This window comes from Streptomyces sp. NBC_01474 (genome assembly GCF_035918215.1).
Lineage (GTDB): Bacteria > Actinomycetota > Actinomycetes > Streptomycetales > Streptomycetaceae > Streptomyces > Streptomyces aureus.
This window is the reverse complement of the sequence record NZ_CP109449.1, coordinates 5,148,231-5,172,679: the sequence shown is the minus strand read 5'-3', so window position 1 is coordinate 5,172,679 and position 24,449 is coordinate 5,148,231. Positions and strand designations below refer to the sequence as shown.

Here is a 24,449-nt window from a genome sequence, read left to right as displayed (position 1 = left end):
GAGACGTGAGTACCCCCGACCTCCCCCTCGCCGAGAGCGGCGGCTGCGGCGACGGCTGCGGCTGCGGCGGAGCCGACGCCGACATGATGGAGTGCGGCCTCGACCCCGCCCTCTCCCAGCTCCTGGCCGACGCGGGGCTCGACCCCGTGGAGGTCGAGGACATCGCGCACATGGCCATCGCCGAGGATCTGGATGGCGGCGTGGACGTCACCACGGTCGCCACCATCCCCGAGGACGCCGTCGCCACCGCCGACTTCACCGCCCGCGAGGACGGCGTCGTGGCGGGCCTGCGCGTCGCCGAGGCCGTGCTCTCCGTGGTCTGCACGGACGAGTTCGAGGTCGAGCGGCACGCGGAGGACGGCGACCGGATCACCGCCGGGCAGAAGCTCCTCAGCGTCACCACCCGCACCCGCGACCTGCTGACCGCCGAGCGCAGCGCCCTCAACATCCTGTGCCGCCTGTCCGGCATCGCGACCGCCACGCGCGCGTGGGCGGACGCGCTGGAGGGGACCACGGCGAAGGTCCGCGACACCCGCAAGACGACGCCCGGCCTGCGCTCCCTGGAGAAGTTCGCCGTCCGCATGGGCGGCGGCGTCAACCACCGCATGTCGCTCTCCGACGCGGCTCTGGTCAAGGACAACCACGTGGTCGCCGCCGGCGGCGTCGCGCAGGCCTTCAAGGCCGTACGGGAGTCCTTCCCCGGCCTCGCCGTCGAGGTCGAGGTCGACACCCTGGACCAGCTGCGCGAGGTCGTCGAGGCGGGCGCCGACCTGATCCTCCTGGACAACTTCACGCCCGCCCGGACCCAGGAGGCCGTCGCGATCGTGGGCGGCCGCGCCCTCCTGGAGTCCTCGGGCCGGCTGACCCTGGCGAACGCGCGCGAGTACGCCGCGACGGGCGTCGACTTCCTCGCGGTGGGCGCGCTGACCCACTCGTCGCCGATCCTCGACATCGGCCTCGACCTGCGCGCGGCGGAGTAGTCGCCATGCTGCTCACCATCGACGTAGGCAACACGCACACCGTCCTCGGCCTGTTCGACGGGGAGGAGATCGTCGAGCACTGGCGCATCTCCACCGACGCCCGCCGCACCGCCGACGAACTCGCCGTGCTCCTCCAGGGCCTGATGGGCATGCACCCGCTGCTCGGCGACGAACTCGGCGACGGCATCGACGGCATCGCGATCTGCTCCACCGTCCCCTCGGTCCTGCACGAGCTGCGCGAGGTCACCCGGCGCTACTACGGAGACGTGCCCGCCGTCCTCGTGGAGCCCGGCATCAAGACCGGTGTCCCGATCCTCATGGACAACCCCAAGGAGGTCGGCGCCGACCGCATCATCAACGCGGTGGCGGCGGTCGAGCTCTACGGGGGGCCCGCCATCGTCGTCGACTTCGGCACGGCGACCACCTTCGACGCGGTCTCCGCGCGCGGGGAGTACGCCGGCGGCGTCATCGCCCCCGGCATCGAGATCTCCGTGGAGGCCCTGGGCGTCAGGGGCGCCCAGCTCCGCAAGATCGAGATCGCCCGCCCGCGCAGCGTCATCGGCAAGAACACCGTCGAGGCCATGCAGTCCGGCATCCTGTACGGCTTCGCGGGCCAGGTCGACGGCGTCGTGACCCGTATGGCGCGCGAACTCGCCGACGACCCGGACGACGTGACCGTCATCGCCACGGGAGGCCTGGCGCCCATGGTGCTCGGCGAGGCCGCAGTGATCGACGAGCATGAGCCGTGGCTGACGCTGATCGGCCTGCGCCTGGTCTACGAGCGGAACGTCTCCCGCTCCTGACACCGCTCGGCAGCACGCCCTTTCGGCGGCCGGCATTTCCGGCGGTCGGCCTTTTCGGCAGCATGCCTTTTCTGGGTGGCGCCTCAACTGCCCCTTCGCGCACGGACTTTCGACAAGGCGTGCGCGAAGGGCGCAACCGTTCGTACGCTTCGCTCGTCTCCGCAGAGACGGGGCACGAGTCGGCATGCGAGGGACGTGGGGCGAAATGTGGCGTAAGGGCAGACAGTTGGCGGCTGCGACGGCGGCGATCGCGCTGACCGGGGTCGGTCTCACGAGCGCCACGGCCCGGGCTGCTGACGGCCCCACGCTCCCCACACAGTCCTACGCGGTCATCACCGCGCCCGCGCAGATAGCCGTCCCGGCGGCGGGCACGGCCATCGCGCCCGACGCGGGCTACAGCTTCGCCGACGACGGCGTGGAAGGCCTCCCGCTGCCGGAGAACGCCAAGTTCGTGATCGACGCGAGCGGACTCAAGGGCATCGCCACGATCAAGGCCAAGAACGACCAGTGCACGACGGACGGCGCCGTCGTCACGTGCCTGGACAACGGCAATCTGCACGGCCCGTTCGAGCCCTTCACGATCAGCGCGGTCGCCGGCACGAAGCCCGGCGACACCGGAACGCTGCGCTACGAGGTCACGGCCGACAAGGCGACCCCCGACACCGAGACCTCCAAGGTCGTCATCGGCTCCCCGAAGATCCAGGTCGCCGCACTGCCCGCCAGGTCCGGCCTGACGCCCGGCCAGTCCGTCGACTACCCCGTGGTCCTGCGCAACACCGGCGACCTGCCCACCGAACAGATCACCGTCCGCCTCACCGGCAGCCCCGGGGTCACGTTCGCCGGGAAGCACAGCAACTGCCTCTACCTGCCGGGCGACTTCGGCAGGGACGACGCCGACGTGACCTGCGTCTTCAAGACGGCGATCGCCCCGGGTGACACGGTTGGATTCTCCGACCCGCTCGAAGGGTCCCTCGGCAAGGATGCCTTCCACACCTGGACCGACATCACCGCCGAGGCCCTGCCGGCCTCCTCCGGTACGGACACCGGCGGCACTCCCGGCAAGGGCGCAGCGCTCACCCTGACTCCCGCCACGGGCAAGGACTTCGCCGACAGCCACCGGGTGACGTACGACGCCGACAACGCCGCGGACTTCCTCGCGGTCGGCGCCGTCCTCGTACCCGGCAAGAAGGGCTCCACCCACCCGCTCGCCTTCGGCCTGCGCAACGCGGGCCCCGCCGTGGTCGCCCACCCCGACGGCAAGCCCGTGGCCTTCGCCGAGGTGAGGCTCCCCGAGGGCGTCGTCGCCAAGAGCGTGCGCGTCGACGAGGAGCCCGACGACCAGGCGAGCGGCGACTGCTACACGTACACCGGCGGCAAGACCTCGCCCTTCGAGCCGGGCCACCGTCGCTACCTCTGCCCGGACACCGTCTCCGAGGAGAGCGGCGACGGCCAGATGTACCGCTTCCAGGTCGGCTACGAGAAGGACCTCGCCGCCGGCGCCGCCCGCGGCACGGTCACCGTGCGCCCCGGCGACGGGATCGTCCTGAACGACCCGGACCAGTCGAACGACGAGGCGGCGATCACCGTCGGCGACGCGTCCTCCTCCCCGTCGCCGTCCCCGTCGGCCTCGGACGGCACCGCGACCCCCTCGCCCTCCGCTTCCGCCACGGCCTCCGTGACGTCGGGCGGCTCGGGGACGTCGGGCACGTCCGGGTCCATGGCGGCGACCGGCGCGGGGTTCCTGCCGTGGCTGGCCGCGGCGGCCGCGGCGGCGCTCGGCGTGGGCGCGATCGTGTTCGCCATGTCGCGCCGCCGGGCGGAGTGACCTGGGCGGAGTGCCCCGGGCGCGGGTGACCCGGGGCGAGTGACTCGGGGCTGAGTGACTCCACGCCGAGTGGCCTGGGTGGCCGGTCCGGCGGTGAGCCACGCCGCAAATTGGCGGTTAAGCGGATTTTGTCCGTCGTGCTGCGTATCGTCGGCCCATGCCCACGCCCTACGGAAACCGCGGCGGCATGGCGTTCGGCGCTGAAGAGCTGCGTGTGCTCCGACGCGCCCTCGCCATTGCCCTTCACCCCAGTCCCGTCTCCGCCGAGGACATCCAGGACTGCCTCCGGCTCGCCGAATCGGTCGACGAGGCTGCCGACGAAGGCGTCCGCATCCGCGCCTTCCTGCTGGCCGACCTCGCCCGCTATCGGGCCGCCCTACCCGGCACCGCCACCGGCTACCTGGAACTGCTCGACGAGGCGCTCGCGGCGGGCTACCAGCCCGGCGCCGACGACCTCGCCGCCCTGCGCGCCCTGCGTGCCAACCCCTCCGCCGCCATCCTCCTCGAACGCTGCCGCACGCTCGCCGAGCGCGACGTGCGGGCCAGACTCGAGGGCTGGGCACCGGCGCGCGCGGAAAAGCGCGTCGCGCAGCCCCGCGTCCCGGCCTCCCGTACCCGGCTGCTCGCCCTGCCCGGAGGCCTCGCCGCCACGGGGAAGCCGGCATCCGCCCCCCGGCCCCCGGCGAACCCCCCGGCCCCGCCGCGCCCCATGCCCACCCCGGCCGAGGTCTTCCCGCCCAAGCGCCGCCCCGCGCCCCCCGCGGCCCCGCCGCAGGAGCTCGCCGTCGGATAGCTACTCTGGGGGCATGGACTACGTCTCCGCGCTCGTGCCCCCCGTAGTGATGGCCGTCTTCTTCATCGGTCTCATCGTGACGATCGTGAAGTCTCAGGGCGGCGACAAGAAGGCCAAGGAGGACGCGGCCGTCGACGCGGCGATCGCCCGCGCCGAGGCGGCCCGCCAGGCCGGCCCGCAGCTGAGCGACATCTGAGAAGGGCGCCCCACGGGCGCCCTTTTTGTCGTTATTAGGCGCCGTTCGCCACGTCCGGCGCCCTATTGCCGACTTCTGCCACTAGTGTGCTGTTCGTGCCGCGCCCATTGGGAGAACTCGAAGACGCAGTGATGACACGGGTGTGGAAGTGGAACCGCCCCGTGACGGTTCGCGAAGTCCTGGAAGACCTCCAGCAGGAACGGTCCATCGCCTACACCACGGTCATGACCGTTTTGGACAATCTCCACCAGAAGGGCTGGGTGCGCCGCGAAGCGGAAGGCCGGGCCTATAGATATGAGGCCGTCTCCACTCGCGCCGCCTACTCCGCCGCGCTGATGAACGACGCATGGTCCCAGAGTGACAACCCTGCGGCGGCTCTCGTCGCCTTCTTCGGCATGATGTCGCCGGAACAACGCGAAGCGCTGAGCGATGCCGTACGCATGGTGCAGGGGCCTCAGGCGAAGACCCTCACGACTCGAGAGCCGGAAGGCTCTGACGCCGGCGAGGGGCGTGAAGAGCCACAGGACTCCGAGCAGTCTGAAGCGCCTGAAGCATCGGAAGGGCCCGAGGAACCCGAAGGACCCGGGGAACCGGCCTCGGACGCCGGGCGATAGCGTCCGCTCATGCCAGCACAGCTCCCCGAAGTCACCGCAAAAGCAGTCACCGTGCGCAGGGCGAGGACGGCCGATGTGCCGTCCGTGCGCCGACTCCTCGACGCGTACAGCCGCGAGGGGATCCTGCTCGACAAAGCCACCGTGACGCTTTACGAGGACATCCAGGAGTTCTGGGTCGCGGAACGCGACGACAACGCGGAGGTCGTCGGCTGCGGTGCCCTGCATGTGATGTGGGAAGACCTCGCGGAAGTCCGCACCCTCGCCGTGAATCCGGTGGTCAGGGGCGCGGGTGTCGGTCACCAACTGCTCCAGAAGTTGCTGCAGACCGCGCGCTGGATCGGTGTTCGCCGGGTTTTCTGTCTCACCTTCGAAGTGGAGTTCTTCGCGAACCACGGCTTCGTGGAGATCGGAGAGGCACCCGTCGATACCATCGACACCGATGTCTACAGCGAGCTCTTGCGTTCCTATGACGAGGGCGTCGCGGAGTTCCTCGGTCTCGAACGAGTGAAACCGAACACCTTGGGCAACAGCCGGATGCTTCTGCATCTGTGATCGCCCCCCCCGGTATTCCTGAGCAGCTCCCTGCCCAGGTGCCCTATGTCCGAAACGCGCATCTTTCCGGGCTTCTCGGGTCCTTGGTCTCTCCTGGATCTCTCCCAGGGGTTTGTGTTTTTCCAGCAAAAGCGGTTTGCTTTCCGACGTACTGCGTACTGCATATAACAAGGGGACGGCGAATCAACGACTGAGGTCGTGGGGTCCGGCCCTACAGATATCGATGAAAGGAAATCCGGTGGCACAGAAGGTTCAGGTCCTTCTTGTCGACGACCTCGACGGTGGCGAGGCGGACGAGACCGTGACGTTCGCGTTGGACGGCAAGACTTACGAGATCGACCTCACCACCGCCAACGCGGACAAGCTCCGCGGACTTCTTGAGCCGTACCTCAAGGGTGGTCGTCGTACCGGAGGCCGTTCCGCCGGCGGACGCGGCAAGGCGCGCGCCGCGGTGGCCGGCGGCAGCCAGGACACGGCGCAGATCCGTGCATGGGCCAAGGAGAACGGTTACGAGGTCAACGACCGCGGCCGTGTCCCCGCATCCATCCGTGAGGCCTACGAGAAGGCCAACGGCTGAGCGCAGGCACGTCGCAACCGGATCCGGTGGCAGTGGGTCGCCGCCGTTTCCACCAGCCGTACGAGACCGGGGGCGCCCCCACCGCCCCCTACGGCCGACAGCGCCGTCAGGGCCGGAAGTGTCGGCTCGACGTCGCATCCGGGCTCGGGGGGCCGCACCCAGACAGCGGCCTCCTGCGGGTCCGGCACTCCCGCGGGCGCGGGCGCGTCGATCCGCCCGCCAGCACCGACCACGGTGAGGTCGAGGGGCAGCGCCCCCCACTCCAGCCAGTCGAGCAGCCCCGGCAGCTCCTCCGCGCTGCCTGCGGCCACCAGCAGGCGCATCGTCTCCCCTTGCAGGGCCACCGGGCATCCGGGGTCCAGCCGCCGCAGCACGGCACGTCCCGCCTCCGCGGGCAGCTCCAGTACGTCGAAGCGCAGCCCCGTCAGCAGCTGAAGGCCCTTGGGGCCCGGCGCGGTGGCCCAGCCGAGCGCGTTCTCGTACCACTCCCGCACCGGGTCGCCCGCGTCGAGCGGTCGACGGGGCAGGGGCACGGTGGGCACGATGGAGACCATGTCCGGAGCAACCGCCGGGAACCCTCATGAGTTACGCAACGTTGTCAGGTGAGTGCGTAGAGTTTCTCGAATGGGGGCGTGCGGAGGCGTTGGGCGGCGCAAGGGTGTTCGCCCGTAGCGGAGGGAACCGGGGCGCGCCGCATGGACTGTCACTCCTGGCGGGTAAGACATCCCTAGTGAGGAGGGGCGACACGTGGGTTCTGGCCCTCTTGCGTTCGCCATCGGCGTACTGATGGTGGGGGTAACTGCCTGGCCTGCGGGAACATCGTCTCGCACCATCGGTGTTGGAGCAGTTGTCGGCGTTCGCGTCAGGAGAACCTCCGAGATGGGGTCCGGGTGTCGGCAGTTGGAATGAGCGGTCCCCGCTTGCGGGACTAAGCTGCGGAAGGACAGGGAGGGGAGCGTCCCCTTACTGCCTGACCGCTCTGAGGAGCGATTAACGATGTTCGAGAGGTTCACCGACCGCGCGCGGCGGGTTGTCGTCCTGGCTCAGGAAGAAGCCCGGATGCTCAACCACAACTACATCGGCACCGAGCACATCCTCCTGGGCCTGATCCACGAGGGTGAGGGTGTCGCCGCTAAGGCCCTGGAGAGCCTCGGGATTTCGCTCGAGGCGGTCCGCCAGCAGGTGGAGGAGATCATCGGTCAGGGCCAGCAGGCCCCGTCCGGGCACATCCCCTTCACCCCCCGTGCCAAGAAGGTCCTGGAGCTGTCGCTCCGCGAGGCGCTTCAGCTGGGTCACAACTACATCGGCACGGAGCACATCCTGCTCGGCCTGATCCGTGAGGGCGAGGGCGTCGCCGCCCAGGTCCTGGTCAAGCTGGGCGCCGATCTCAACCGGGTGCGGCAGCAGGTCATCCAGCTGCTCTCCGGCTACCAGGGCAAGGAGACCGCCGCCGCCGGCGGTCCTGCCGAGGGCACGCCCTCCACGTCCCTGGTCCTCGACCAGTTCGGCCGGAACCTCACGCAGGCCGCCCGCGAATCCAAGCTCGACCCGGTCATCGGGCGCGAGAAGGAGATCGAGCGGGTCATGCAGGTGCTGTCCCGCCGTACGAAGAACAACCCGGTCCTCATCGGCGAGCCCGGCGTCGGCAAGACCGCCGTCGTCGAGGGCCTCGCGCAGGCCATCGTCAAGGGCGAGGTGCCCGAGACCCTCAAGGACAAGCACCTCTACACCCTCGACCTGGGCGCGCTGGTCGCCGGTTCCCGCTACCGCGGTGACTTCGAGGAGCGCCTGAAGAAGGTCCTCAAGGAGATCCGCACCCGCGGCGACATCATCCTGTTCATCGACGAGCTGCACACGCTGGTCGGTGCGGGTGCCGCCGAGGGAGCCATCGACGCCGCTTCGATCCTGAAGCCGATGCTGGCCCGCGGTGAGCTCCAGACCATCGGTGCGACCACGCTCGACGAGTACCGCAAGCACCTGGAGAAGGACGCCGCTCTCGAGCGCCGCTTCCAGCCGATCCAGGTGGCGGAGCCGTCGCTGCCGCACACGATCGAGATCCTCAAGGGTCTGCGCGACCGCTACGAGGCCCACCATCGCGTCTCGATCACGGACGAGGCCCTCGTGCAGGCGGCGACGCTCGCCGACCGGTACATCTCGGACCGCTTCCTGCCGGACAAGGCGATCGACCTGATCGACGAGGCCGGTTCCCGGATGCGCATCCGCCGGATGACCGCGCCGCCGGACCTCCGCGAGTTCGACGAGAAGATCGCGGGCGTGCGCCGCGACAAGGAGTCGGCCATCGACTCCCAGGACTTCGAGAAGGCAGCTTCGCTCCGCGACAAGGAGAAGCAGCTGCTGGCGGCGAAGGCCAAGCGCGAGAAGGAGTGGAAGGCCGGCGACATGGACGTCGTCGCCGAGGTCGACGGCGAGCTGATCGCCGAGGTCCTCGCGACCGCGACCGGCATTCCCGTCTTCAAGCTGACCGAGGAGGAGTCCTCGCGTCTGCTGCGCATGGAGGACGAGCTCCACAAGCGCGTCATCGGTCAGAAGGACGCCGTCAAGGCGCTCTCGAAGGCGATCCGCCGTACGCGTGCCGGTCTGAAGGACCCGAAGCGCCCCGGTGGCTCGTTCATCTTCGCGGGCCCGTCCGGTGTCGGTAAGACCGAGCTGTCCAAGGCGCTCGCCGAGTTCCTCTTCGGTGACGAGGACGCGCTGATCTCCCTCGACATGTCGGAGTTCAGCGAGAAGCACACGGTCTCGCGTCTCTTCGGTTCGCCCCCCGGTTACGTGGGCTACGAAGAGGGCGGCCAGCTGACGGAGAAGGTGCGGCGCAAGCCGTTCTCGGTGGTTCTCTTCGACGAGGTCGAGAAGGCCCACCCGGACATCTTCAACTCGTTGCTGCAGATCCTGGAGGACGGTCGCCTGACCGACTCCCAGGGCCGGGTCGTGGACTTCAAGAACACGGTCATCATCATGACGACCAACCTCGGCACGCGGGACATCTCGAAGGGCTTCAACCTGGGCTTCGCGGCCACGGGTGACACGAAGTCCAACTACGAGCGGATGAAGAACAAGGTCTCGGACGAGCTCAAGCAGCACTTCCGTCCCGAGTTCCTCAACCGCGTGGACGACGTCGTCGTCTTCCCGCAGCTGACCCAGGACGACATCCTCCAGATCGTCGACCTGATGATCGGCAAGGTCGACGAGCGCCTCAAGGACCGGGACATGGGCATCGAGCTCAGCCAGTCCGCGAAGGACCTGCTGGCCAAGAAGGGTTACGACCCCGTGCTCGGCGCGCGTCCGCTGCGACGCACGATCCAGCGCGAGATCGAGGACTCGCTCTCCGAGAAGATCCTCTTCGGCGAGCTGCGTCCGGGCCACATCGTGGTCGTCGACACGGAGGGCGAGGGTGACGCCAAGACGTTCACCTTCCGCGGCGAGGAGAAGTCCCCGCTGCCGGACGTCCCGCCGATCGAGCAGGCGGCCGGCGGAGCCGGTCCGAATCTGAGCAAGGAGGCGTAACCCTTCGGGGATGCGCTGAGTCAAAGGGGCTGCCCCAGGACTTCGGTCCTGGGGCAGCCCCTTTGCCGTGCTCCCGTGATTCAGCGACCCCGGCGGTGGACGGTGACCTCGGCTTGCGGGAAGAGGCCGGCGTAGATGGCGTCGGCAGCCGGTGCGGCGTCCTCGGCGAAGTGGAGGCGCACCTCGTCCGCGTACGGGACGGCGGGGGCGAAGCAGCAGACGTGCTCCTCGGTTCCCGCCTCCAGGCGGAGGGTGAGGACGCGGATGCCTGGCAGCTCGCTGGACAGGCCGTGCGGGGGCAGGAGCCGGCCGCCGAGGGAGAGACGGGTGAGCGCGGGATGCCGGGCGAGCTGTTCCCAGTCGCGTGGGCCGAGCGCGGCCGTGTCGCTGGACAGGTTCGGCCAGGTCAGCTCGGGGAGCGCGCCCAGGCCGTTGAGTCCGGTGGCCTCCGTGGCGCCTCGGCCGAGGATGAGCTGGTCGAGCGGGGCCCCGACCGGCAGGAGCGCGGCGAGCGAGTCGCCGGGGACCGGCTGGATGACGCTGAGCGAGGAAAGGCTGGTCACCCGGGACAGGCAGGTGAGCCCGAGGGTCCGCTTCTCGCCGTGGAAGGTGACGAGGCCCGAGAGGCGTACGGGCTTGTCCACCTGGCCCGCGCCGGGGCCGTCACGGGTGAGGAGCTGCTTCACCAGAGGCGGGAGCACGCTCGACGCCAGGCGTGTGCCGAGGACTGCGGGATCCATCTGCGCGCCCCCCGAAAGGCCGTGAAACCAGGCGCTTCGGCGTAGCCCGCGTCACATTCGCGGGTCTCTGGATCTTGCCTCCCGGTGACATGGCGCACAGGTGTTTTGTCCGGTACTAGACGCAATAGTGGATGCGCTGCAGGGATGGGGGGTTGCTGCGGCATCGATGGGTTCTACCGAAATGTCCGTTTCTTGGATCGGTGGGGCATGTGGCCGGTGGGGCGCCGGAACGCAGGGGTTCGAAGTGGCCCTAAATCTGGAATCGGGGCATAAAACCGACAGGTCGCAGGGGGTCTTCGAGGGCCGTCAAGAGGTAGAAGTCCTGGTCTTTTGGTACGGCTTTGGGTAGTAGATGGGGCCTTTGAGTCGAGATGGGTTCCCGGGTTACCAATGAACAGCCAGCCCGGCACGTCACCAACGAGTGCCGGTCTGTTCCTGTCATCAACGCGGAGGTAATTCCCGAATGTCGAAGCGCACCATGACTCCTTCTTCCGGCTCGTCCCTGCTCCGTACTCGGGCGGCCGTCGTCACCGTCGCCATGGGAGCCACGGCGCTGCTGGGGGCCGGGGCCGCGGTCGCCGCCGAAAGCACTCAGGGAAGCGTCGCGCTGCCCAGCGTGGCTGCCGCTTCGGTCCAGGCGCAGGCCAAGGCCCAGGCCAAGGCCGCCGAGCAGGCCAAGGTTCACGCCGCGCAGGTCAAGCAGGCCGCGGCGAAGAAGGCCGTCAGCTGGATAGACCCGGTCAAGAGCTACGAGCTGTCCGCGGGCTTCGGCCTCGGCGGCAACATGTGGTCGCACAAGCACTCCGGCCAGGACTTCGCCGTGCCGATCGGCACCAACGTCATGGCCGCCCACGGCGGCACCGTCGTCAAGGCCGGCCCCTACGGCGGCGGCGACGGCCCGGCGTACGGCAACGCCATCGTGATCAAGCACGGCAACGGCACGTACTCGCAGTACGCGCACCTGTCCCGCATCGACGTGCGCATCGGCCAGACGGTCTCCACCGGTCAGCACATCGCGCTCTCCGGCAACACGGGTAACTCCAGCGGCCCGCACCTGCACTTCGAGATCCGCACGACCCCGAACTACGGTTCCGCGGTCAACCCGGTCAACTTCCTGAAGTCGATGGGCGTCGCCGTCTGACCTGCTGCGTGAGCGAGCTCATCCGCGTGGATGAGCTCACCCGCCCAGGGAGCACAACTGCATGACAGAACTCAGGCGTCCCGCTGCGCCTGGGTGACGAGATCGGTGGCGACCTCGAGGATGGCCTTGCGCTTTTCCTCGGGGTCGCCTTCGATGTCCTTGAGGACGAACAGGCCCGCGTGCATCGAGAAGATCGCGCTGAAGCAGCGGACCCGCTCGGTCATGGTGGCGTCCTCCGGCAGGAGCTGGTCGAGGAGCGCCTTCATGCGGTCCTTGAAGAGCTCGCCGATGCTCAGCTCGCGCATGGTCGCCTGGTTCTCCTGCATGAAGCGGAACAGCGGCCCCGCTCCGTGCAGTGCCAGGCTGTAGCGCTCCATGAGCTCCCGCTTGGTCTCCAGGGTGTCGGGCTGCTCCCGGCCCCACTCGATCAGCTCGTCGATGGGCCGCGTCAGGTCCTCGAAGAGGCTGACGACGATGTCTTCCTTGGTCTTGAAGTGGTAGTAGAGCGCCGCCTTGGTGACGTCGAGGTGCTCGGCGATCTCGCGCAGCGAGGTCTTCTCGTAGCCCTGCTCGGCGAACAGTTCCAGCGCCACGTCCTGGATGCGCTGCCGCGTGTTCCCGCGGCGCTGCTTGCTGCTGCCCATCTGTGGCTGCTCCTTCGTGCTGGTGGCGGGCCTTGGGCGAAAACTTACTTGACGCCCGGCTAGTTAGCGCTCTATCTTCCCTCAGTGTAGTCAACTTGCCGGGCGGCAAGTAAGTAGTGGCGAGTGAGCAACTGGGGAGTGGGGATCATGGCGGAGACCGGAACAGTGGCGGTGGACACCGGCGGGGGCGGCACGGCGGCCACCAAGGAGCGGCAGCCGCGCAGCGTGCGCGTAGTCCTGATGGCGTTGATGATCGCGATGCTGCTCGCGATGCTCGACAACATGATCGTCGGCACCGCGATGCCCACGATCGTCGGCGACCTGGGCGGCCTCGAACACCTCTCGTGGGTCGTGACCGCGTACACGCTCGCGACCGCCGCCTCGACCCCCATCTGGGGCAAGGTCGGCGACATGTACGGCAGGAAGGGCGCCTTCCTGACCTCGATCGTGATCTTCCTGATCGGCTCCGGGCTCAGCGGCATGGCCCAGGACATGAACCAGCTCATCGCGTTCCGCGCGATCCAGGGCCTCGGCGCCGGTGGCCTGATGGTCGGCGTCATGGCCATCATCGGTGACCTGATTCCGCCGCGGGAGCGCGGCAAGTACCAGGGCATGATGGCCGGCGTCATGGCGCTCGCCATGATCGGCGGACCGCTCGTCGGCGGCGCCATCACCGACAACTGGGGCTGGCGCTGGTCCTTCTACATAAACCTGCCGCTCGGCATCGTCGCCCTCGCCATGGTCACCGCGGTCCTGCACCTGCCGAAGAAGCGCTCCAAGGGGAAGATCGACTACCTGGGCGCCGCGCTGCTCACCGTCGGCATCACGTCGATCGTGCTCGTGACGACCTGGGGCGGATCGCAGTACGCCTGGGGCTCCGCCGTGATCATGGAGCTCGCCGCGATCGGTGTCGCCGCGCTCGTCGGCTTCCTCTTCGTCCAGACGAAGGCGGCCGAGCCGATCCTGCCGCTGCACATCTTCCGCAGCCGCAACTTCACGGTGATGTCCCTCATCGGCTTCATCACCGGCTTCGTGATGTTCGGCGCCGTGCTCTTCCTGCCGCTCTACCAGCAGACGGTGCAGGGAGCGAACGCGACCAACTCCGGTCTGCTGCTCCTGCCGATGCTGCTCTCGATGATGGTCGTCTCGCTGGTCGCGGGCCGCGTCACCACCAGCACCGGCAAGTACAAGGTGTTCCCGCTGGTCGGCAGCGTCCTGATGGTGGCCGGACTCTTCCTGCTCGCGCAGATGGACACGGAGACGACGCGCCTCACCTCCGGCCTGTACATGGCCGTGCTCGGTGCGGGCATGGGCTGCCTGATGCAGATCACGATGCTGGTCGCGCAGAACAGCGTCGAGATGAAGGACATGGGCGTCGCCTCGTCCTCCACGACCCTGTTCCGTACGCTCGGCTCCTCCTTCGGCGTCGCGATCATGGGCGCGCTCTTCAACAATCGCGTCCAGGACGTGATGGCCGAGCGGGCCGGGGCGATGGGCGGCAAGGTCGCGGAGCATTCCACGCAGCTGACGGCCGAGGGCCTGGCCAAGCTGCCGGACGTGGTGCGCGACGCCTACCTGCACGCGGTGTCGGCCGGTACGCACTCGGCGTTCCTGCTCGGTTCGGTCATCGCGATCCTGGCGCTGATCGCGGCGGTCTTCGTGAAGGAGGTGCCGCTGCGGGGCGCGGGCCCCGCCAAGGAGGCGCCGAGCTCTCCCGAGGCGGCGGGTCCGGCGGACGCGCAGCCGGTCGACATGGCCAAGGCCGGTACGGCTACGGCCGACGCGGCTGCGAACGGTACGGCCACGGCCGACGCGAAGCCGGTCGAGGGGGTCGCGGCCGGGGACGCCGCGGCGGACGGCAGGACGGTCTCCGAGACCGTCTGAGCGGGTCGTCCCGATCCTCCTCGGCTTGTGTGAAGGCCCCCGGTGCGCTGATGTGCACCGGGGGCCTTCGCCGTGCCGAGGCCGTTGTCAGTGGGGCGTGCCAGCATCGGTGACGTGGAGAAATTGCGGCAGCTGCGGCTCGCCAAGGACGCGATGGACCGCGATTGGGCCGAGGCCGGGCTCGACCTGGACGCGGTGGCGGCCCATGCCGGTTATTCGCGCTACCACTTCGTGCGGTGCTTCAAGGAGGCGTACGGGGAGACGCCGGGGCAGTATCTGACGCGCCGTCGGATCGAGCGGGCCGAGGAGATGCTGAGATCGGCGGACCTGTCGGTCACGGAGATCTGCGGCCTCGTGGGATTCAGCAGCCTGGGCACGTTCTCGTCCCGGTTCAAGAGACAGACGGGCCTGACACCGAGCGAGTACCGGGCGAAGCACGTGGGGCGCGGGGCGGCGCTCATCCCCGGGTGTTACGCGATGTTGTGGGCCGGCGGCTTCCCCGGCAGGGGGCCGTCCGGGAGTACGGGTCAGGGGGCCGGCGAGGAGCGCAATTCTGGAGAAGCGGAGGCGGGGGGCGACTGCCTACGGTGACAGGGCACGGCCGGATCCGCCGGCGCGTGGCCCGACCACTGCGGAGCGCATCATGATCAAGGGACTCGCCATTTCCACCGTCTGGGTTCTCGACCAGGACCGGGCCAAGGAGTTCTACACCGAGAAGCTGGGACTCGAGGTGCGTACGGACATGACCATGGGCGAGGGCGGTATGCGCTGGCTGACCGTGGGCGCCAAGGACCAGCCCGACGTCGAGCTGACGCTGATGGTGCCCGGGGTGCCCGCGATGGACCCCGAGTCGGCCGAGGCGGTGAAGAAGCTGGTCTCCAAGGGCATTCTCGGGGCCGGCGTCCTGGTCACGGACGACATCCACGGGGACTACGAGCGGCTCAAGGGGCGCGGGGTGCAGTTCCTCCAGGAGCCGCAGGAGCGCCCGTACGGGACCGAGGCGATCTTCCGCGACGACTCCGGGAACTGGTTCTCGTTCACGCAGCGGAACGAGGGGCTAGACCTCGACAAGGAGTGGGCCACCAGCTGAGACCTCTCGTTCGGAGCCGCCCTCAGTCCGGCAGGCGCAGCATCGGGAAGCTTCCCGTGTTCGTCGGCGCGTGCTCCGGCAGCCACAGCACCGCGACCGCCCCCTCGGACGGAGTCATCGAAGGAGCGCCCGGCGGGCGCACGTTGCGGAAGGTGAGGCGGGCGCCGAGCACGCGCGCCTGACCCGCGGCGATCGTGAGACCGAGACCGTGCCCGTGGCCCGCGCGGTCCGCCGCGCCCGTACGGAAGCGGCTCGGCCCCTCGTCGAGCAGCTCCTCCGGGAACCCGGGCCCGTGATCGCGCACACGCACCACCCGGCCCTCGACGCTGACCTCGACCGGCGGCTTGCCGTGCTTCGCGGCGTTGGCGAGGAGGTTGAAGAGGATGCGTTCGAGGCGGCGCGGGTCGGTGGTGACCTCCGACTCGTGCACCACGCTCACCCGTACGTCCGCGTGGCGCGCGCCGACCCGCCGCGTCACGAACTCGCCCAGCAGCAGGTCCTGGAGCTCGGCGCGCTCGGCCGCGCTGTCCAGACGCGCCACTTCGAGCACGTCCTCGACGAGGGTGCGCATCGCCTGGGCCCGGTCCTTGACCAGCTCGCTCGGGCGTCCGGGCGGCAGCAGCTCGGCCGCGGTGAGCAGTCCGGTCACCGGCGTACGCAGCTCGTGCGCGATGTCCGCGGTGACCCGGCGCTCGGCCTCGAGGCGCTGCTTCAGGGCGTCGGCCATCGCGTCGACGGCCTGCGCGAGATCGTCGGTCTCGTCGCGTACGACGCCGCCGATGGCGTCCCCGACCCGTACGTCGGTCCGCCCCTGCGCGACCTCCCTGGCCGCGGACGCCGCCTTGCGCAGGCGCCGTGACACCTGGCCGCCGATGAGCACGCCGAGGGCGCACCCGCCGAAGACCACCGAGATCGAGCCGATGATCAGGGCCTGGTCGAGGTCCTTCATGACGGTGGCGCTGCGGTCGGTGAAGCGGGTGTGCACGGACAGCAGGCGCCCGTCGCCGAGCGGGACCGCGGCCCATATGTCGGGTACGCCGCCGACCTGTTCGGAGACGAAAGTGGCGCGCCGCCCGGCCATCGCCTTCTTGCGCAGGTCAGGGGGTATGCCCGGGTCGTCGACCTTGAAGCCGACGGGGAGGCCGCGTCCGGTGGCCTCGTACTGGCGCGCCACGAACTGGATGCGTTCGTCCTGCACGTCGCGCGCGTTGTCCAGCATCGAGACGCGCGCCGCGTTGTGCACGACCAGGCTCAGGGCGACGGCGACGAGCGCCCCGACCAGGGCGATGGCGACGCTGATCTTCCAGCGGACCCCGGTGTGCAGCACCGGGCGCAGCCGTCTCAGCGGCAGCCGCAGCGGCTGCCCGAGCCGGGCGCGCACGGTCGCGGCGGCCCCCCTCATATCCCGATCCCGTTCCTCGTGAGACAGCGAATGACCCGGCCGGCACATGCACCGACCGGGTAACCGATTTTCCGGACACCCGGCCCGGACAAGCCACCCGGTCCCGACAAGCCACCCGGTCCCGACAAGCCACCCGGCCCCGACACGACACCTCGACCCGGCACGGCCCGTCAGGCCTTGAGCTTGTAGCCGAAGCCGCGGACCGTTTCGATCCGGTCCTGGCCGATCTTCGTGCGCAGCCGCTGCACATGGACGTCGACGACGCGGGTGTCCCCGCCCCAGCCGTAGTCCCACACGCGTTCGAGGAGCTTGTCGCGGGAGAGGACGGTGCCGGGCGCGGACGAGAACTCCAGGAGCAGCCGCATCTCGGTCGGCGTCAGCGCGACCGTGGCCCCCTCCTTGCGGACCTCCATGCCCTCGGTGTCGATCTCCAGATCGCCGAAGTGCAGGACACTGGCGGTCGTGCCGGAGCCGTCAGGGACGGCCGGCGCCGCGCCGGACGCCGACCCGCTCGCGTGCCCGAAGCGCCGCAGGACGGCCCGGATCCGCGCCACGAGGACGGCCCCGTCGAACGGCTTGGTCACGTAGTCGTCCGCGCCGGCCTCCAGGCCGAGCACCACGTCGATCGAGTCGGCCCGCGCCGACAGCATGATCACGGGGACGGTGGACTCGTCACGGATGCGGCGGCACAGACTCACGCCGTCCAGGCCCGGCACCATCACATCGAGCAGCGCGATGTCGGGCCGGTTCGCGCGGAACGCCTCCAGGCCCGCGAGGCCGTCCGGCATGGCTGTGACCACGAAGCCGTCCCGCTCGAGGGCGAGCTGGGTGGCCTCGCGGATGACGTCGTCGTCCTCGACGAAGAGGACGTGAGTGTGCTCTGCCATCCGAATCCGCTGCTCCTGATACGTCGTCCGAAAAGTGGTCTGGTCCGTCATCTGCATGGTCGGGGCTGTCCGGCCCGCCGCTCAGTTGTCGGACGGCTCGGGCGTGTCCCCGTTCACCGCGTTGCTGTAGTCGTTGTGCGTTCTGGCCTGCTCGACGAACCGGCCGGTGGTCCAGCGGTACGTCAGGACGTCCTCACCCGAGGGATACGCCACCGAGTCGCCCTTCTCGTACACCTGCTTGGTGACGACGAGGTCGCCCCGGTCTATCTCCGCGTACACCGGAGGCTCCTCGGCCTTGAAGACGTTCTCGTACTTCCCGCCGGTGTCGCGGTACACGTAGCTGCCGATGCTGACGGCGTCTCCGCAGGTCATGACGTTGACCACGACGTCGCTCGACGTGTTCCCCGTCAGGTTCCCGTAGGACACGTCGACCGGGTACTCGTGCCCCACGCAGGGCTTGAGGTCGCGCTTGACCTCCGTGCTCACCGCCGGGTCGTTCTTGACGAGCCGGACCGCGTTCACCGTCTTGGGCGCAGGGGAGGACGGGGAGGACGACACGGCCTTCGGGGCGGCCGAGGGCCCCGGGTCGGAGCGGGCGGGCCCTTCGTCGCGGGCGCCGGTGCCGCCGGCCGAGCAGGCCGTGAGGGCGCCGAGGAAAAGGCCGATGGCGGCGAGCGCGGCCACCGCCGTACTCCCCGCCTTCAGGACCCGACCGGCACGTATGCCTAGGCCGCGCAACGCTCCGTCTCCTCCCGTTCGAGCACGCGGTGGCCGGACTCGTGGCGGTCCCGGCTCTCCAGCTCCTCGCGGAGCCGGGCCAGCGCCCGGTGCAGCGTGCTCTTCACGGTTCCGGCCGACATGCCGAGGGCGGCGGCCGTCTCCTCTGTGGACATCTGCTCCCAGTGTCGCAGCACCACCACGCTGCGCTGCTTGGGAGCCAGCACCTTCATGATGTCCATGAGGAGCGCGCGATCGGCGTGCTGCTCGGTCGAGTCGTCGATGCTCGCGTCGGGCAGCTGTTCGGTGGGCACCTCTTCGAGCTTGCGGGCGCGCCACCACTCCGTACGCGTATTGATCATGACCCGGCGCAGATAGGCGTCGGCGAGGCGCTTGTCGGCTATGCCGTCCCAGCGGCCGAACGTCCGCACCAACGCCGTCTGGAGCAGGTCCTGGGCGTCGACAGGGTCCGGCACGAGGCGCCGGGCGCTGCGCAGCAGGGCGTCCTGCCGAGTGCGGACGTACTCCTCGAACTCGAGCACCTCGCCGTGCGCCATGCCAACCGCCTCCCGTTCGCGAACCGTTCGCGCTTTCCCTGTCCGTCACCTGTGGGTGATCGGTACACGGAAGAAGCTACGGAGGCGTTGTCACGGGGTTGTCCGCTTCAGCCTGCGGCGGGCGCACGGCTGGCCGTCGGTTGTGTAACAGACGTAAGTCGTGGGTAAACCCGTACGCCCGTCAGCTCAGCGGCAGCCGGTAGAAGCCGTCCGGCAGCGGCTCCACGAGCCCGTCCGCCACGAGCCCGTCGAGGGCGCGCGCCCGCTGCACCGGCTCGTCCCACACGCGGTCCAACGCCGCCTGGGGAACCGGCGAGACGGCTTCCCGCAGCACGGCCAGCAGCTTCCCGCGCACCTGCCGGTCCGTGCCTGCGTACGTCTGCCCGCGGCGCGGCGGACCCACGTGGTCGGGCTTGCCGGCGAGCCGCCACGCGCACTGGGCGGCGATGGGGCAACGGTGGCAACTCTCGTTCTTCGCCGTGCAGATGAGGGCGCCGAGCTCCATGGAGGCGGCGGCCCAGCGCGAGGCCGTCGACTCCTGCTCGGGCAACAGGGCTCGGGCGAGCTTGCGTTCGGCCGCAGTCGTGGCGTTCGGCGGGTACTGCACACCGCTCACGGCCCGCGCGAACACGCGCCGTACGTTCGTGTCGAGGACGGCGTGCCGCTGCCCGTACGCGAAGGAGGCCACGGCGGCGGCCGTGTACTCACCGATGCCGGGCAGCGCGAGCAGTTGGGAGTGAGCGGAGGGTACGTCGCCGCTGTGCCGTTCCGTTATGGCGACGGCGGCGCCGTGCAACCGCAGCGCGCGGCGGGGATAGCCGAGTCTGCCCCAGGCGCGCACGGCCTCGCCGGGCGCCTCCTTGGCCAGATCGGCGGGGCGCGGCCACCGTGCGAGCCACTGCTCGTACACGGGAAGGACGCGGCTCACCGGCGTCTGCTGGAGCATGAACTCGCTGACCATCACGCCCCAGGGACCCGCGTCGGGGCGGCGCCACGGCAGGTCGCGGGCATTCTCCGCGAACCAGTCGATGACGGGAGCGTGCAGGGACTCGGTGCTGGTGTTCGTGGGCGCAGTCATGGCAGGACGATCCTGCCATGGGGAGCGGGGACGGCGCGGCCACGCTGTGACGCAAACGGGTTGGCTCGGCCTCGCTTCGCTTGACGCCCACCCTGACGATCGGCAGGGGCGGCGTCCCGGTCGGCGCTTGTACCTTCGGAAGACGTGAGACCTCAGCCCGCAGTAGCGGGCCCCTTGCACTGGGCGGCCTGGCCGTCCCCGTCGCCGCCGCAGAGCGCCTAGGCCTGGAGCGAAGCCCGCTGTGGGAGCAGCTCACCGGCTTCGCGGTGCTGGCCGCCACGACAGCCCTGCACCGCACCTGGCCCGCGACGGCGTTCCTGTTCGCGGCCGCACCGGGCATCGCGACGTCCCCCTCCCTCTTCACACTCTCGTACGGCAGCGCGCCGGCGGTCTTCGCCTTCCTGCTGGGCCGGCGCGGCATGGCGACGGGTGCCGCGCTGCTCTCGAACGCAACCGGCACCACCACCACTCACACCACCCGCGCCACATACCGAGTGATCCAGGAAGCTCTGGCTCTGACGAATGCGGCGAAACATGCCCCCGGAGCCCCGCCACCGACTGGAGAAGAGCGTGTCCCCCGGACCAGGCACGACAGACCAGGTGCAGGAACAAAAACGGGAGGGGGCGAGATGATCCGAGTCCTGCTGACGGACGACGAAGCGATGATCCGGGCGGGTGAGCGCGATCCTCGCGGCAGGCGGCAGGCGGCAGGCGGCAGGCGGCAGGCGGCAGGCGGCAGGCGGCAGGCGGCAGGCGGCAGGCGGCAGGCGGCAGGCGGCAGGCGGCAGGCGGCAGGCGGTGATCGGCGACGTCGAGGTGGTGGCGGAGGCGGCGGACGGCCGTGAGGCGGTGAGCTTGGCGCAGGCCCACCGCCCCGACGTGGCGCTCCTGGACATCCGTATGCCACGCCTGGACGGGCTGGAGGCGGCGGAGGAGACAGTACGAGCCGTGCCGGGCACGGCGGTGGCGATGGGCGCCGCGTTCCTGTCACCGAAGGTGGCGCGCCACGTGATCGACGGCTTCGGGGCACAGTGCCTGGGCCGAGAGGCAGCGGCCAGGGCGCGCGTGGCCGCGCTCACCCCACGTGAACGGGAGGAGGTGCTGGGCCTGGTGGGCGCGGGCCCCTCGAACCCGGAGATCGCGCGCCGCCTGCACCTGGTGGAGGGCACGGTGAAGGCCTACGTGAGCGCGGTCCTCGACCGTCTGGAGGTCAGGAACGGAGTGCAGGCGGCCAGCGTGGCGTGCGAGGCGGGCCTGGTCTGATCACCGCCGGTGACCGCCGACGGCCGCATACCCGCTCACCACCCCCGACCCGGCGAACCAGCGGACAACCTCACTACCGGACCCCCGCATGGCCACGACGACCCGAGCCCCACTCCCCACACAGAGCCGCACCGTGACGAACGAGACAAGAGCCCCGACCGCCAGCCCCACCGCCACGTCGTGCGGGTAGTGGACGCCGACGAAGACGCGGGAGAAGGCCATGAGGAGGGCGAGAGGGACGGTGAGCCGGCCGATGGCGGGCCAGGCGAGGGTGAGGCCGACGGCGGAGGCGGCCGCGATGGTGGCGTGGTTGCTGGGGAACGACCAGTCGCCATGAGGCGGACACGCGACAAGAGAGGTCAGGGCGTCGGAAACGGCCCGGCAGGGACGCTCTTCGTCGACACCGGACTTGACCAGCTCGCTGCACACGTAGGCGAGGCCGGTGGCCAGCGGGGCGAGCACCGCGACGGCCAGGGCCCGTGGATCACCGCGCCGGGCCCGCCACCAGACGGCGACGAAGAGCACGGCGAAGACCAACAGCCCCAGCTCGGTGAACACCTCCATGAGGTGCTGGAACCACGACGGGGTGTCGTGGGCGAAGCCGGTGATGTCGCGATAGAGGTCGGAGTCGAAGATTCCCATGACACGGGCGGTACGTAATGCCCCAGCACCATCACATCCTGCGATGGTCTCGTCCCGTACCTGACGAAAGACAGGGGTTGTCCCCGCGCCGGAACCGCCGCCCGGGACTATGATCCGCAAAACTCAGGGGCCGTGGCGGCGGGTGGGGGCGGGAGAACGGACGGATCTCTCGTACAGTTTGCGCCGTGGGATCTCTGCGCAATCCGATCGGGCCGCTTCCCTCCACCATTTACTGGCGACGGAGGGCCGTTCTGCTGTCCATGGTGGCGCTGCTCGCGCTGCTGATCGTATGGGCCGTCAACTCCGGTGGCGGAGGCAGCAAGACCGGCGCCGGTGGCTCGAACGGCAAGGACACCGCGCCCTCCTCCATCACGCCCGGCCCCTCCGGGTCCGGACCGGCGATCAGCCAACACCCGGGCGGCCGCGACGAGTCGGGCGGCGGCGGTGACGACGGTTCCTCCGACGGCGCCAACGGCGACGGTTCGGGCTCCGGCACGGCCGGCTCAGGGGCGGGACCCGATGACGGTGCGAAGGGCGGGACAGGCGCGGGCGACCGGCTCCCCGCGGGCTCAAGTCTCCCCGACTGCACGACAGGCGGCGTGACGCTGACGCTGCGCAGCGTCCACAACTCGTACGCGCCGGGCGAGAAGCCGAAGTTCGAGCTGGCCGCCAAGAACACGACGGCGAAGGACTGCAAGGTCGATCTGGGCCCGAAGAGCGCGGTCCTGACGGTCACTCAAGCATCCAGCGACACCGAGATCTGGTCCTCCGCCGACTGTCCCAAGGGTGCCGGCAGCCTCCTGCTACGCGTACCGGCAGGCGCCCACATCACGCACACGGTCGAGTGGGACCGCAAGGCCAGCGCCCCCGAGTGCGCAACCCCGAAGACGGGCCCGGCAACGCCAGGCACCTATCTGGTAGAGGCAAAGGCACCCCAACTCCCCAAGGCCCAGGCATCCTTCGTACTGGCCAAGGACTGACACCACCACCCCTCTGACGGAACGATCAGCGGAAACCGCCCGAGGCGCCCACCGGCGATCAGCCGCGTACGAGAGGGGCGGGCCGGCGAGCGCCCCACCGGCGATCAGCCGCGTACGAAACGGGAGGGGCCGTGGCGGGATGTGCGCGCGGAGCCACCAGCACCACGTACAGGTAATCAGCTGGGTGACGAGGCCCCGTAGAACAGCGAGCACGTACATCCCGGCGCGGTCCCGCACCCGAAGACGGCGGGGCGAGCCCACCGGGCCGCACTCGGCCCCCGCCCCAGCCCCCGCAAGCAGCCCCGAGAGGCGCCCCAAGGCGCCCCTGGGAGAAGCCTCTAGACGTACCGCTCCAGGATCGACGACTCGGCCAACCGCGAGAGCCCTTCCCGCACGCTCCGGGCACGGGCCTCCCCGACGCCGTCCACGGCCTGCAGATCATCGACGCTGGCGGCGAGCAGCTTCTGCAGCCCCCCGAAGTGCTCGACAAGCCGGTCGATGATGGCCCCGGGCAGCCGAGGCACCTTCGCCAACAGCCGGAACCCGCGAGGCGAAACGGCCGAGTCCAGGGTCTCCGGAGACCCGGTGTACCCCAACGCGCGTGCCACAGTGGGCAGTTCGAGAAGCTCGGCATGTGTCAGCGCGTCGAGCTCGAACAGCGCCTCGTCGACGGTCCGGGACCGCTTGGCCGTAGGTTCGGGCACATAGTCCCGAACGACGAGCTCCCGCTCGGGCTCCACCCCGGCGATCAACTCGTCGAGCTGAAGGGCGAGCAGTCGGCCATCCGTCCCGAGCTCCACCACGTACTCGGCGATCTCGGTGGCGATGCGCCGCACCATCTCCAGCCGCTGCGCGACCGCGGTCACATCCCGCACGGTCACGAGATCCTCGATCTCGAGCGCGGAGAGCGTCCCGGCCACCTCGTCCAAGCGGAGCTTGTACCGCTCAAGAGTGGCAAGCGCCTGATTCGCCCGCGAGAGAATCGCGGCCGAGTCCTCGAGGACGCGCCGCTGCCCGTCCACGTAAAGGGCGATGAGCCGCATCGACTGAGACACCGAGACCACGGGGAAGCTGACCTGCTTGCTCACCCGGTCCGCGGTGCGGTGCCGCGTGCCCGTCTCCTCCGTGGGGATCGTGGGGTCGGGCACCAACTGGACGCCCGCCCGAAGGATCTTGGTGATGTCCTTGTCGATGACGATGCCGCCGTCGAGCTTGCACAGCTCGCGCAGACGCGTCGCGGTGAACTCGACGTCCAGGATGAAACCGCCGGTACACATCGACTCGACGGTCTTGTCCCAGCCGAGAACGATGAGTCCGCCGGTGTTGCCGCGGAGGATTCGCTCGAGGCCGTCACGCAGCGCCGTACCGGGCGCGACCGCGCTCAGTGAGGCGCGCATCAGCCCATCGGCACCGGAGCTCCCGCCGGACTTGCCGGGAGCTGCTGCCCGGTCGTTGGCTGCCACTGCACTCCTCCGGTCGCAGATGTCGCAGATATCGCAGAAGTCCCAGATCTTGCGAAACGCACAGATCTTGAATGCCCAGGGTTCGTACGCACGGGCGAG

24 protein-coding genes and 1 pseudogene are annotated in these 24,449 nt (G+C 69.8%); 15 read left to right on the top strand and 10 right to left on the bottom strand.

Going from position 1 to position 24,449, the window contains the following annotated elements:
* The first annotated feature begins 5 nt into the window (after window positions 1-5).
* The 8 genes from nadC (at window position 6) to OG758_RS23670 (ending at window position 6,340) form a co-directional block, all read left to right on the top strand.
* The gene (nadC, locus tag OG758_RS23705) at window positions 6-980 is read left to right on the top strand and encodes a carboxylating nicotinate-nucleotide diphosphorylase (RefSeq protein WP_326711811.1); all 975 of its coding nucleotides are present in this window, start codon (window positions 6-8) and stop codon (window positions 978-980) included.
* Window positions 981-985: 5 nt separating this feature from the next.
* The gene (locus OG758_RS23700; protein ID WP_100597731.1) at window positions 986-1,783 is read left to right on the top strand and encodes a type III pantothenate kinase; all 798 of its coding nucleotides are present in this window, start codon (window positions 986-988) and stop codon (window positions 1,781-1,783) included.
* 226 nt (window positions 1,784-2,009) lie between these two features.
* Window positions 2,010-3,608, top strand: a complete 1,599-nt coding sequence (locus OG758_RS23695) for a hypothetical protein (protein WP_326711810.1) — start codon at window positions 2,010-2,012, stop codon at window positions 3,606-3,608.
* A 157-nt stretch (window positions 3,609-3,765) separates the two neighbouring features.
* Window positions 3,766-4,401 (top strand): hypothetical protein, encoded by a 636-nt coding sequence (locus OG758_RS23690; protein WP_326711809.1) that lies wholly within the window; start codon window positions 3,766-3,768, stop codon window positions 4,399-4,401.
* A gap of 13 nt (window positions 4,402-4,414) precedes the next feature.
* Window positions 4,415-4,597, top strand: coding sequence for a hypothetical protein (locus tag OG758_RS23685; protein ID WP_266672987.1), 183 nt, complete (start codon window positions 4,415-4,417; stop codon window positions 4,595-4,597).
* A gap of 95 nt (window positions 4,598-4,692) precedes the next feature.
* Window positions 4,693-5,211, top strand: coding sequence for a BlaI/MecI/CopY family transcriptional regulator (locus OG758_RS23680; RefSeq protein WP_326716012.1), 519 nt, complete (start codon window positions 4,693-4,695; stop codon window positions 5,209-5,211).
* A 9-nt stretch (window positions 5,212-5,220) separates the two neighbouring features.
* Window positions 5,221-5,763, top strand: a complete 543-nt coding sequence (locus OG758_RS23675; protein WP_326711808.1) for an amino-acid N-acetyltransferase — start codon at window positions 5,221-5,223, stop codon at window positions 5,761-5,763.
* A 238-nt stretch (window positions 5,764-6,001) separates the two neighbouring features.
* Complete coding sequence (locus tag OG758_RS23670; protein WP_100597736.1) at window positions 6,002-6,340, top strand: histone-like nucleoid-structuring protein Lsr2; 339 nt, start codon at window positions 6,002-6,004, stop codon at window positions 6,338-6,340.
* On the opposite strand, the gene OG758_RS23665 is transcribed toward OG758_RS23670, so the two are convergent.
* Window positions 6,319-6,894 carry an SCO3374 family protein gene (locus tag OG758_RS23665; RefSeq protein WP_326711807.1) on the bottom strand — a complete coding sequence of 192 codons (576 nt, stop codon included), beginning with the start codon at window positions 6,892-6,894 and terminating at the stop codon, window positions 6,319-6,321. The genes OG758_RS23670 and OG758_RS23665 overlap by 22 nt on opposite strands.
* 442 nt (window positions 6,895-7,336) lie before the next feature.
* On the opposite strand from OG758_RS23665, the gene OG758_RS23660 reads away from it, so the two are divergent.
* Entirely contained in the window at window positions 7,337-9,862 is a 2,526-nt protein-coding gene (locus tag OG758_RS23660) for an ATP-dependent Clp protease ATP-binding subunit (RefSeq protein ID WP_326711806.1), read from the top strand.
* 581 nt (window positions 9,863-10,443) lie between these two features.
* On the opposite strand, the pseudogene OG758_RS49085 reads toward OG758_RS23660, so the two are convergent.
* Window positions 10,444-10,602: pseudogene (locus tag OG758_RS49085) on the bottom strand (NACHT N-terminal Helical domain 1-containing protein); the annotation flags it as partial.
* Window positions 10,603-11,065: 463 nt separating this feature from the next.
* On the opposite strand from OG758_RS49085, the gene OG758_RS23650 reads away from it, so the two are divergent.
* Window positions 11,066-11,743: a M23 family metallopeptidase gene (locus tag OG758_RS23650; RefSeq protein WP_326711805.1), complete on the top strand. Its 678-nt coding sequence runs from the start codon at window positions 11,066-11,068 to the stop codon at window positions 11,741-11,743.
* A 71-nt stretch (window positions 11,744-11,814) separates the two neighbouring features.
* On the opposite strand, the gene OG758_RS23645 is transcribed toward OG758_RS23650, so the two are convergent.
* Entirely contained in the window at window positions 11,815-12,387 is a 573-nt protein-coding gene (locus tag OG758_RS23645) for a TetR/AcrR family transcriptional regulator (protein ID WP_326711804.1), read from the bottom strand.
* Window positions 12,388-12,534: 147 nt separating this feature from the next.
* On the opposite strand from OG758_RS23645, the gene OG758_RS23640 reads away from it, so the two are divergent.
* From OG758_RS23640 to OG758_RS23630, 3 genes are all read left to right on the top strand, one after another.
* A complete protein-coding gene (locus OG758_RS23640) occupies window positions 12,535-14,271 on the top strand; it encodes an MDR family MFS transporter (protein WP_326711803.1) in 1,737 nt (578 codons plus the stop codon).
* 153 nt (window positions 14,272-14,424) lie between these two features.
* Window positions 14,425-14,862 (top strand): helix-turn-helix transcriptional regulator, encoded by a 438-nt coding sequence (locus OG758_RS23635; RefSeq protein WP_326716011.1) that lies wholly within the window; start codon window positions 14,425-14,427, stop codon window positions 14,860-14,862.
* Between the two features lie 52 nt (window positions 14,863-14,914).
* The gene (locus OG758_RS23630; protein WP_326711802.1) at window positions 14,915-15,361 is read left to right on the top strand and encodes a VOC family protein; all 447 of its coding nucleotides are present in this window, start codon (window positions 14,915-14,917) and stop codon (window positions 15,359-15,361) included.
* A 22-nt stretch (window positions 15,362-15,383) separates the two neighbouring features.
* On the opposite strand, the gene cseC is transcribed toward OG758_RS23630, so the two are convergent.
* The 5 genes from cseC to OG758_RS23605 all read right to left on the bottom strand — a co-directional run bounded on the left by cseC (window position 15,384) and on the right by OG758_RS23605 (window position 20,002).
* Complete coding sequence (gene cseC, locus OG758_RS23625; RefSeq protein ID WP_326711801.1) at window positions 15,384-16,763, bottom strand: two-component system sensor histidine kinase CseC; 1,380 nt, start codon at window positions 16,761-16,763, stop codon at window positions 15,384-15,386.
* 170 nt (window positions 16,764-16,933) lie between these two features.
* The gene (gene cseB / locus OG758_RS23620) at window positions 16,934-17,650 is read right to left on the bottom strand and encodes a two-component system response regulator CseB (protein ID WP_326711800.1); all 717 of its coding nucleotides are present in this window, start codon (window positions 17,648-17,650) and stop codon (window positions 16,934-16,936) included.
* An 81-nt stretch (window positions 17,651-17,731) separates the two neighbouring features.
* Window positions 17,732-18,388 (bottom strand): hypothetical protein, encoded by a 657-nt coding sequence (locus OG758_RS23615; RefSeq protein ID WP_326711799.1) that lies wholly within the window; start codon window positions 18,386-18,388, stop codon window positions 17,732-17,734.
* Window positions 18,376-18,924 (bottom strand): SigE family RNA polymerase sigma factor, encoded by a 549-nt coding sequence (locus tag OG758_RS23610; protein ID WP_116511432.1) that lies wholly within the window; start codon window positions 18,922-18,924, stop codon window positions 18,376-18,378. Before OG758_RS23610 ends, OG758_RS23615 begins: the two co-directional genes overlap by 13 nt.
* 181 nt (window positions 18,925-19,105) lie before the next feature.
* The gene (locus OG758_RS23605) at window positions 19,106-20,002 is read right to left on the bottom strand and encodes an A/G-specific adenine glycosylase (RefSeq protein ID WP_326711798.1); all 897 of its coding nucleotides are present in this window, start codon (window positions 20,000-20,002) and stop codon (window positions 19,106-19,108) included.
* Window positions 20,003-20,800: 798 nt separating this feature from the next.
* Between OG758_RS23605 and OG758_RS23600 the strand changes: the two genes are divergently transcribed.
* Window positions 20,801-21,265 (top strand): response regulator transcription factor, encoded by a 465-nt coding sequence (locus OG758_RS23600; RefSeq protein WP_326716010.1) that lies wholly within the window; start codon window positions 20,801-20,803, stop codon window positions 21,263-21,265.
* Here the strand turns inward: OG758_RS23600 and OG758_RS23595 are convergent, their stop codons facing one another.
* Window positions 21,266-21,907 (bottom strand): phosphatase PAP2 family protein, encoded by a 642-nt coding sequence (locus OG758_RS23595; protein WP_326711797.1) that lies wholly within the window; start codon window positions 21,905-21,907, stop codon window positions 21,266-21,268.
* Between the two features lie 185 nt (window positions 21,908-22,092).
* Between OG758_RS23595 and OG758_RS23590 the strand changes: the two genes are divergently transcribed.
* The gene (locus tag OG758_RS23590; RefSeq protein ID WP_326711796.1) at window positions 22,093-22,887 is read left to right on the top strand and encodes a hypothetical protein; all 795 of its coding nucleotides are present in this window, start codon (window positions 22,093-22,095) and stop codon (window positions 22,885-22,887) included.
* A gap of 338 nt (window positions 22,888-23,225) precedes the next feature.
* Here the strand turns inward: OG758_RS23590 and disA are convergent, their stop codons facing one another.
* Complete coding sequence (disA, locus tag OG758_RS23585; RefSeq protein WP_116511422.1) at window positions 23,226-24,350, bottom strand: DNA integrity scanning diadenylate cyclase DisA; 1,125 nt, start codon at window positions 24,348-24,350, stop codon at window positions 23,226-23,228.
* Between the last annotated feature and the right edge of the window lie 99 nt (window positions 24,351-24,449).

Excerpts from the sequence above, each read along its gene's own strand:
- OG758_RS23700 (WP_100597731.1), top strand. The coding sequence starts at position 986 with ATGCTGCTCACCATCGACGTAGGCAACACGCACACCGTCCTCGGCCTG.
- OG758_RS23690 (WP_326711809.1), top strand. The coding sequence starts at position 3,766 with ATGCCCACGCCCTACGGAAACCGCGGCGGCATGGCGTTCGGCGCTGAA.
- OG758_RS23685 (WP_266672987.1), top strand. The coding sequence starts at position 4,415 with ATGGACTACGTCTCCGCGCTCGTGCCCCCCGTAGTGATGGCCGTCTTC.
- OG758_RS23675 (WP_326711808.1), top strand. The coding sequence starts at position 5,221 with ATGCCAGCACAGCTCCCCGAAGTCACCGCAAAAGCAGTCACCGTGCGC.
- OG758_RS23665 (WP_326711807.1), bottom strand. The coding sequence starts at position 6,894 with ATGGTCTCCATCGTGCCCACCGTGCCCCTGCCCCGTCGACCGCTCGAC.
- OG758_RS23660 (WP_326711806.1), top strand. The coding sequence starts at position 7,337 with ATGTTCGAGAGGTTCACCGACCGCGCGCGGCGGGTTGTCGTCCTGGCT.
- OG758_RS23650 (WP_326711805.1), top strand. The coding sequence starts at position 11,066 with ATGTCGAAGCGCACCATGACTCCTTCTTCCGGCTCGTCCCTGCTCCGT.
- OG758_RS23645 (WP_326711804.1), bottom strand. The coding sequence starts at position 12,387 with ATGGGCAGCAGCAAGCAGCGCCGCGGGAACACGCGGCAGCGCATCCAG.
- OG758_RS23640 (WP_326711803.1), top strand. The coding sequence starts at position 12,535 with ATGGCGGAGACCGGAACAGTGGCGGTGGACACCGGCGGGGGCGGCACG.
- OG758_RS23635 (WP_326716011.1), top strand. The coding sequence starts at position 14,425 with ATGGACCGCGATTGGGCCGAGGCCGGGCTCGACCTGGACGCGGTGGCG.
- OG758_RS23630 (WP_326711802.1), top strand. The coding sequence starts at position 14,915 with ATGATCAAGGGACTCGCCATTTCCACCGTCTGGGTTCTCGACCAGGAC.
- cseC (WP_326711801.1), bottom strand. The coding sequence starts at position 16,763 with ATGAGGGGGGCCGCCGCGACCGTGCGCGCCCGGCTCGGGCAGCCGCTG.
- cseB (WP_326711800.1), bottom strand. The coding sequence starts at position 17,650 with ATGGCAGAGCACACTCACGTCCTCTTCGTCGAGGACGACGACGTCATC.
- OG758_RS23610 (WP_116511432.1), bottom strand. The coding sequence starts at position 18,924 with ATGGCGCACGGCGAGGTGCTCGAGTTCGAGGAGTACGTCCGCACTCGG.
- OG758_RS23605 (WP_326711798.1), bottom strand. The coding sequence starts at position 20,002 with ATGACTGCGCCCACGAACACCAGCACCGAGTCCCTGCACGCTCCCGTC.
- OG758_RS23595 (WP_326711797.1), bottom strand. The coding sequence starts at position 21,907 with ATGGGAATCTTCGACTCCGACCTCTATCGCGACATCACCGGCTTCGCC.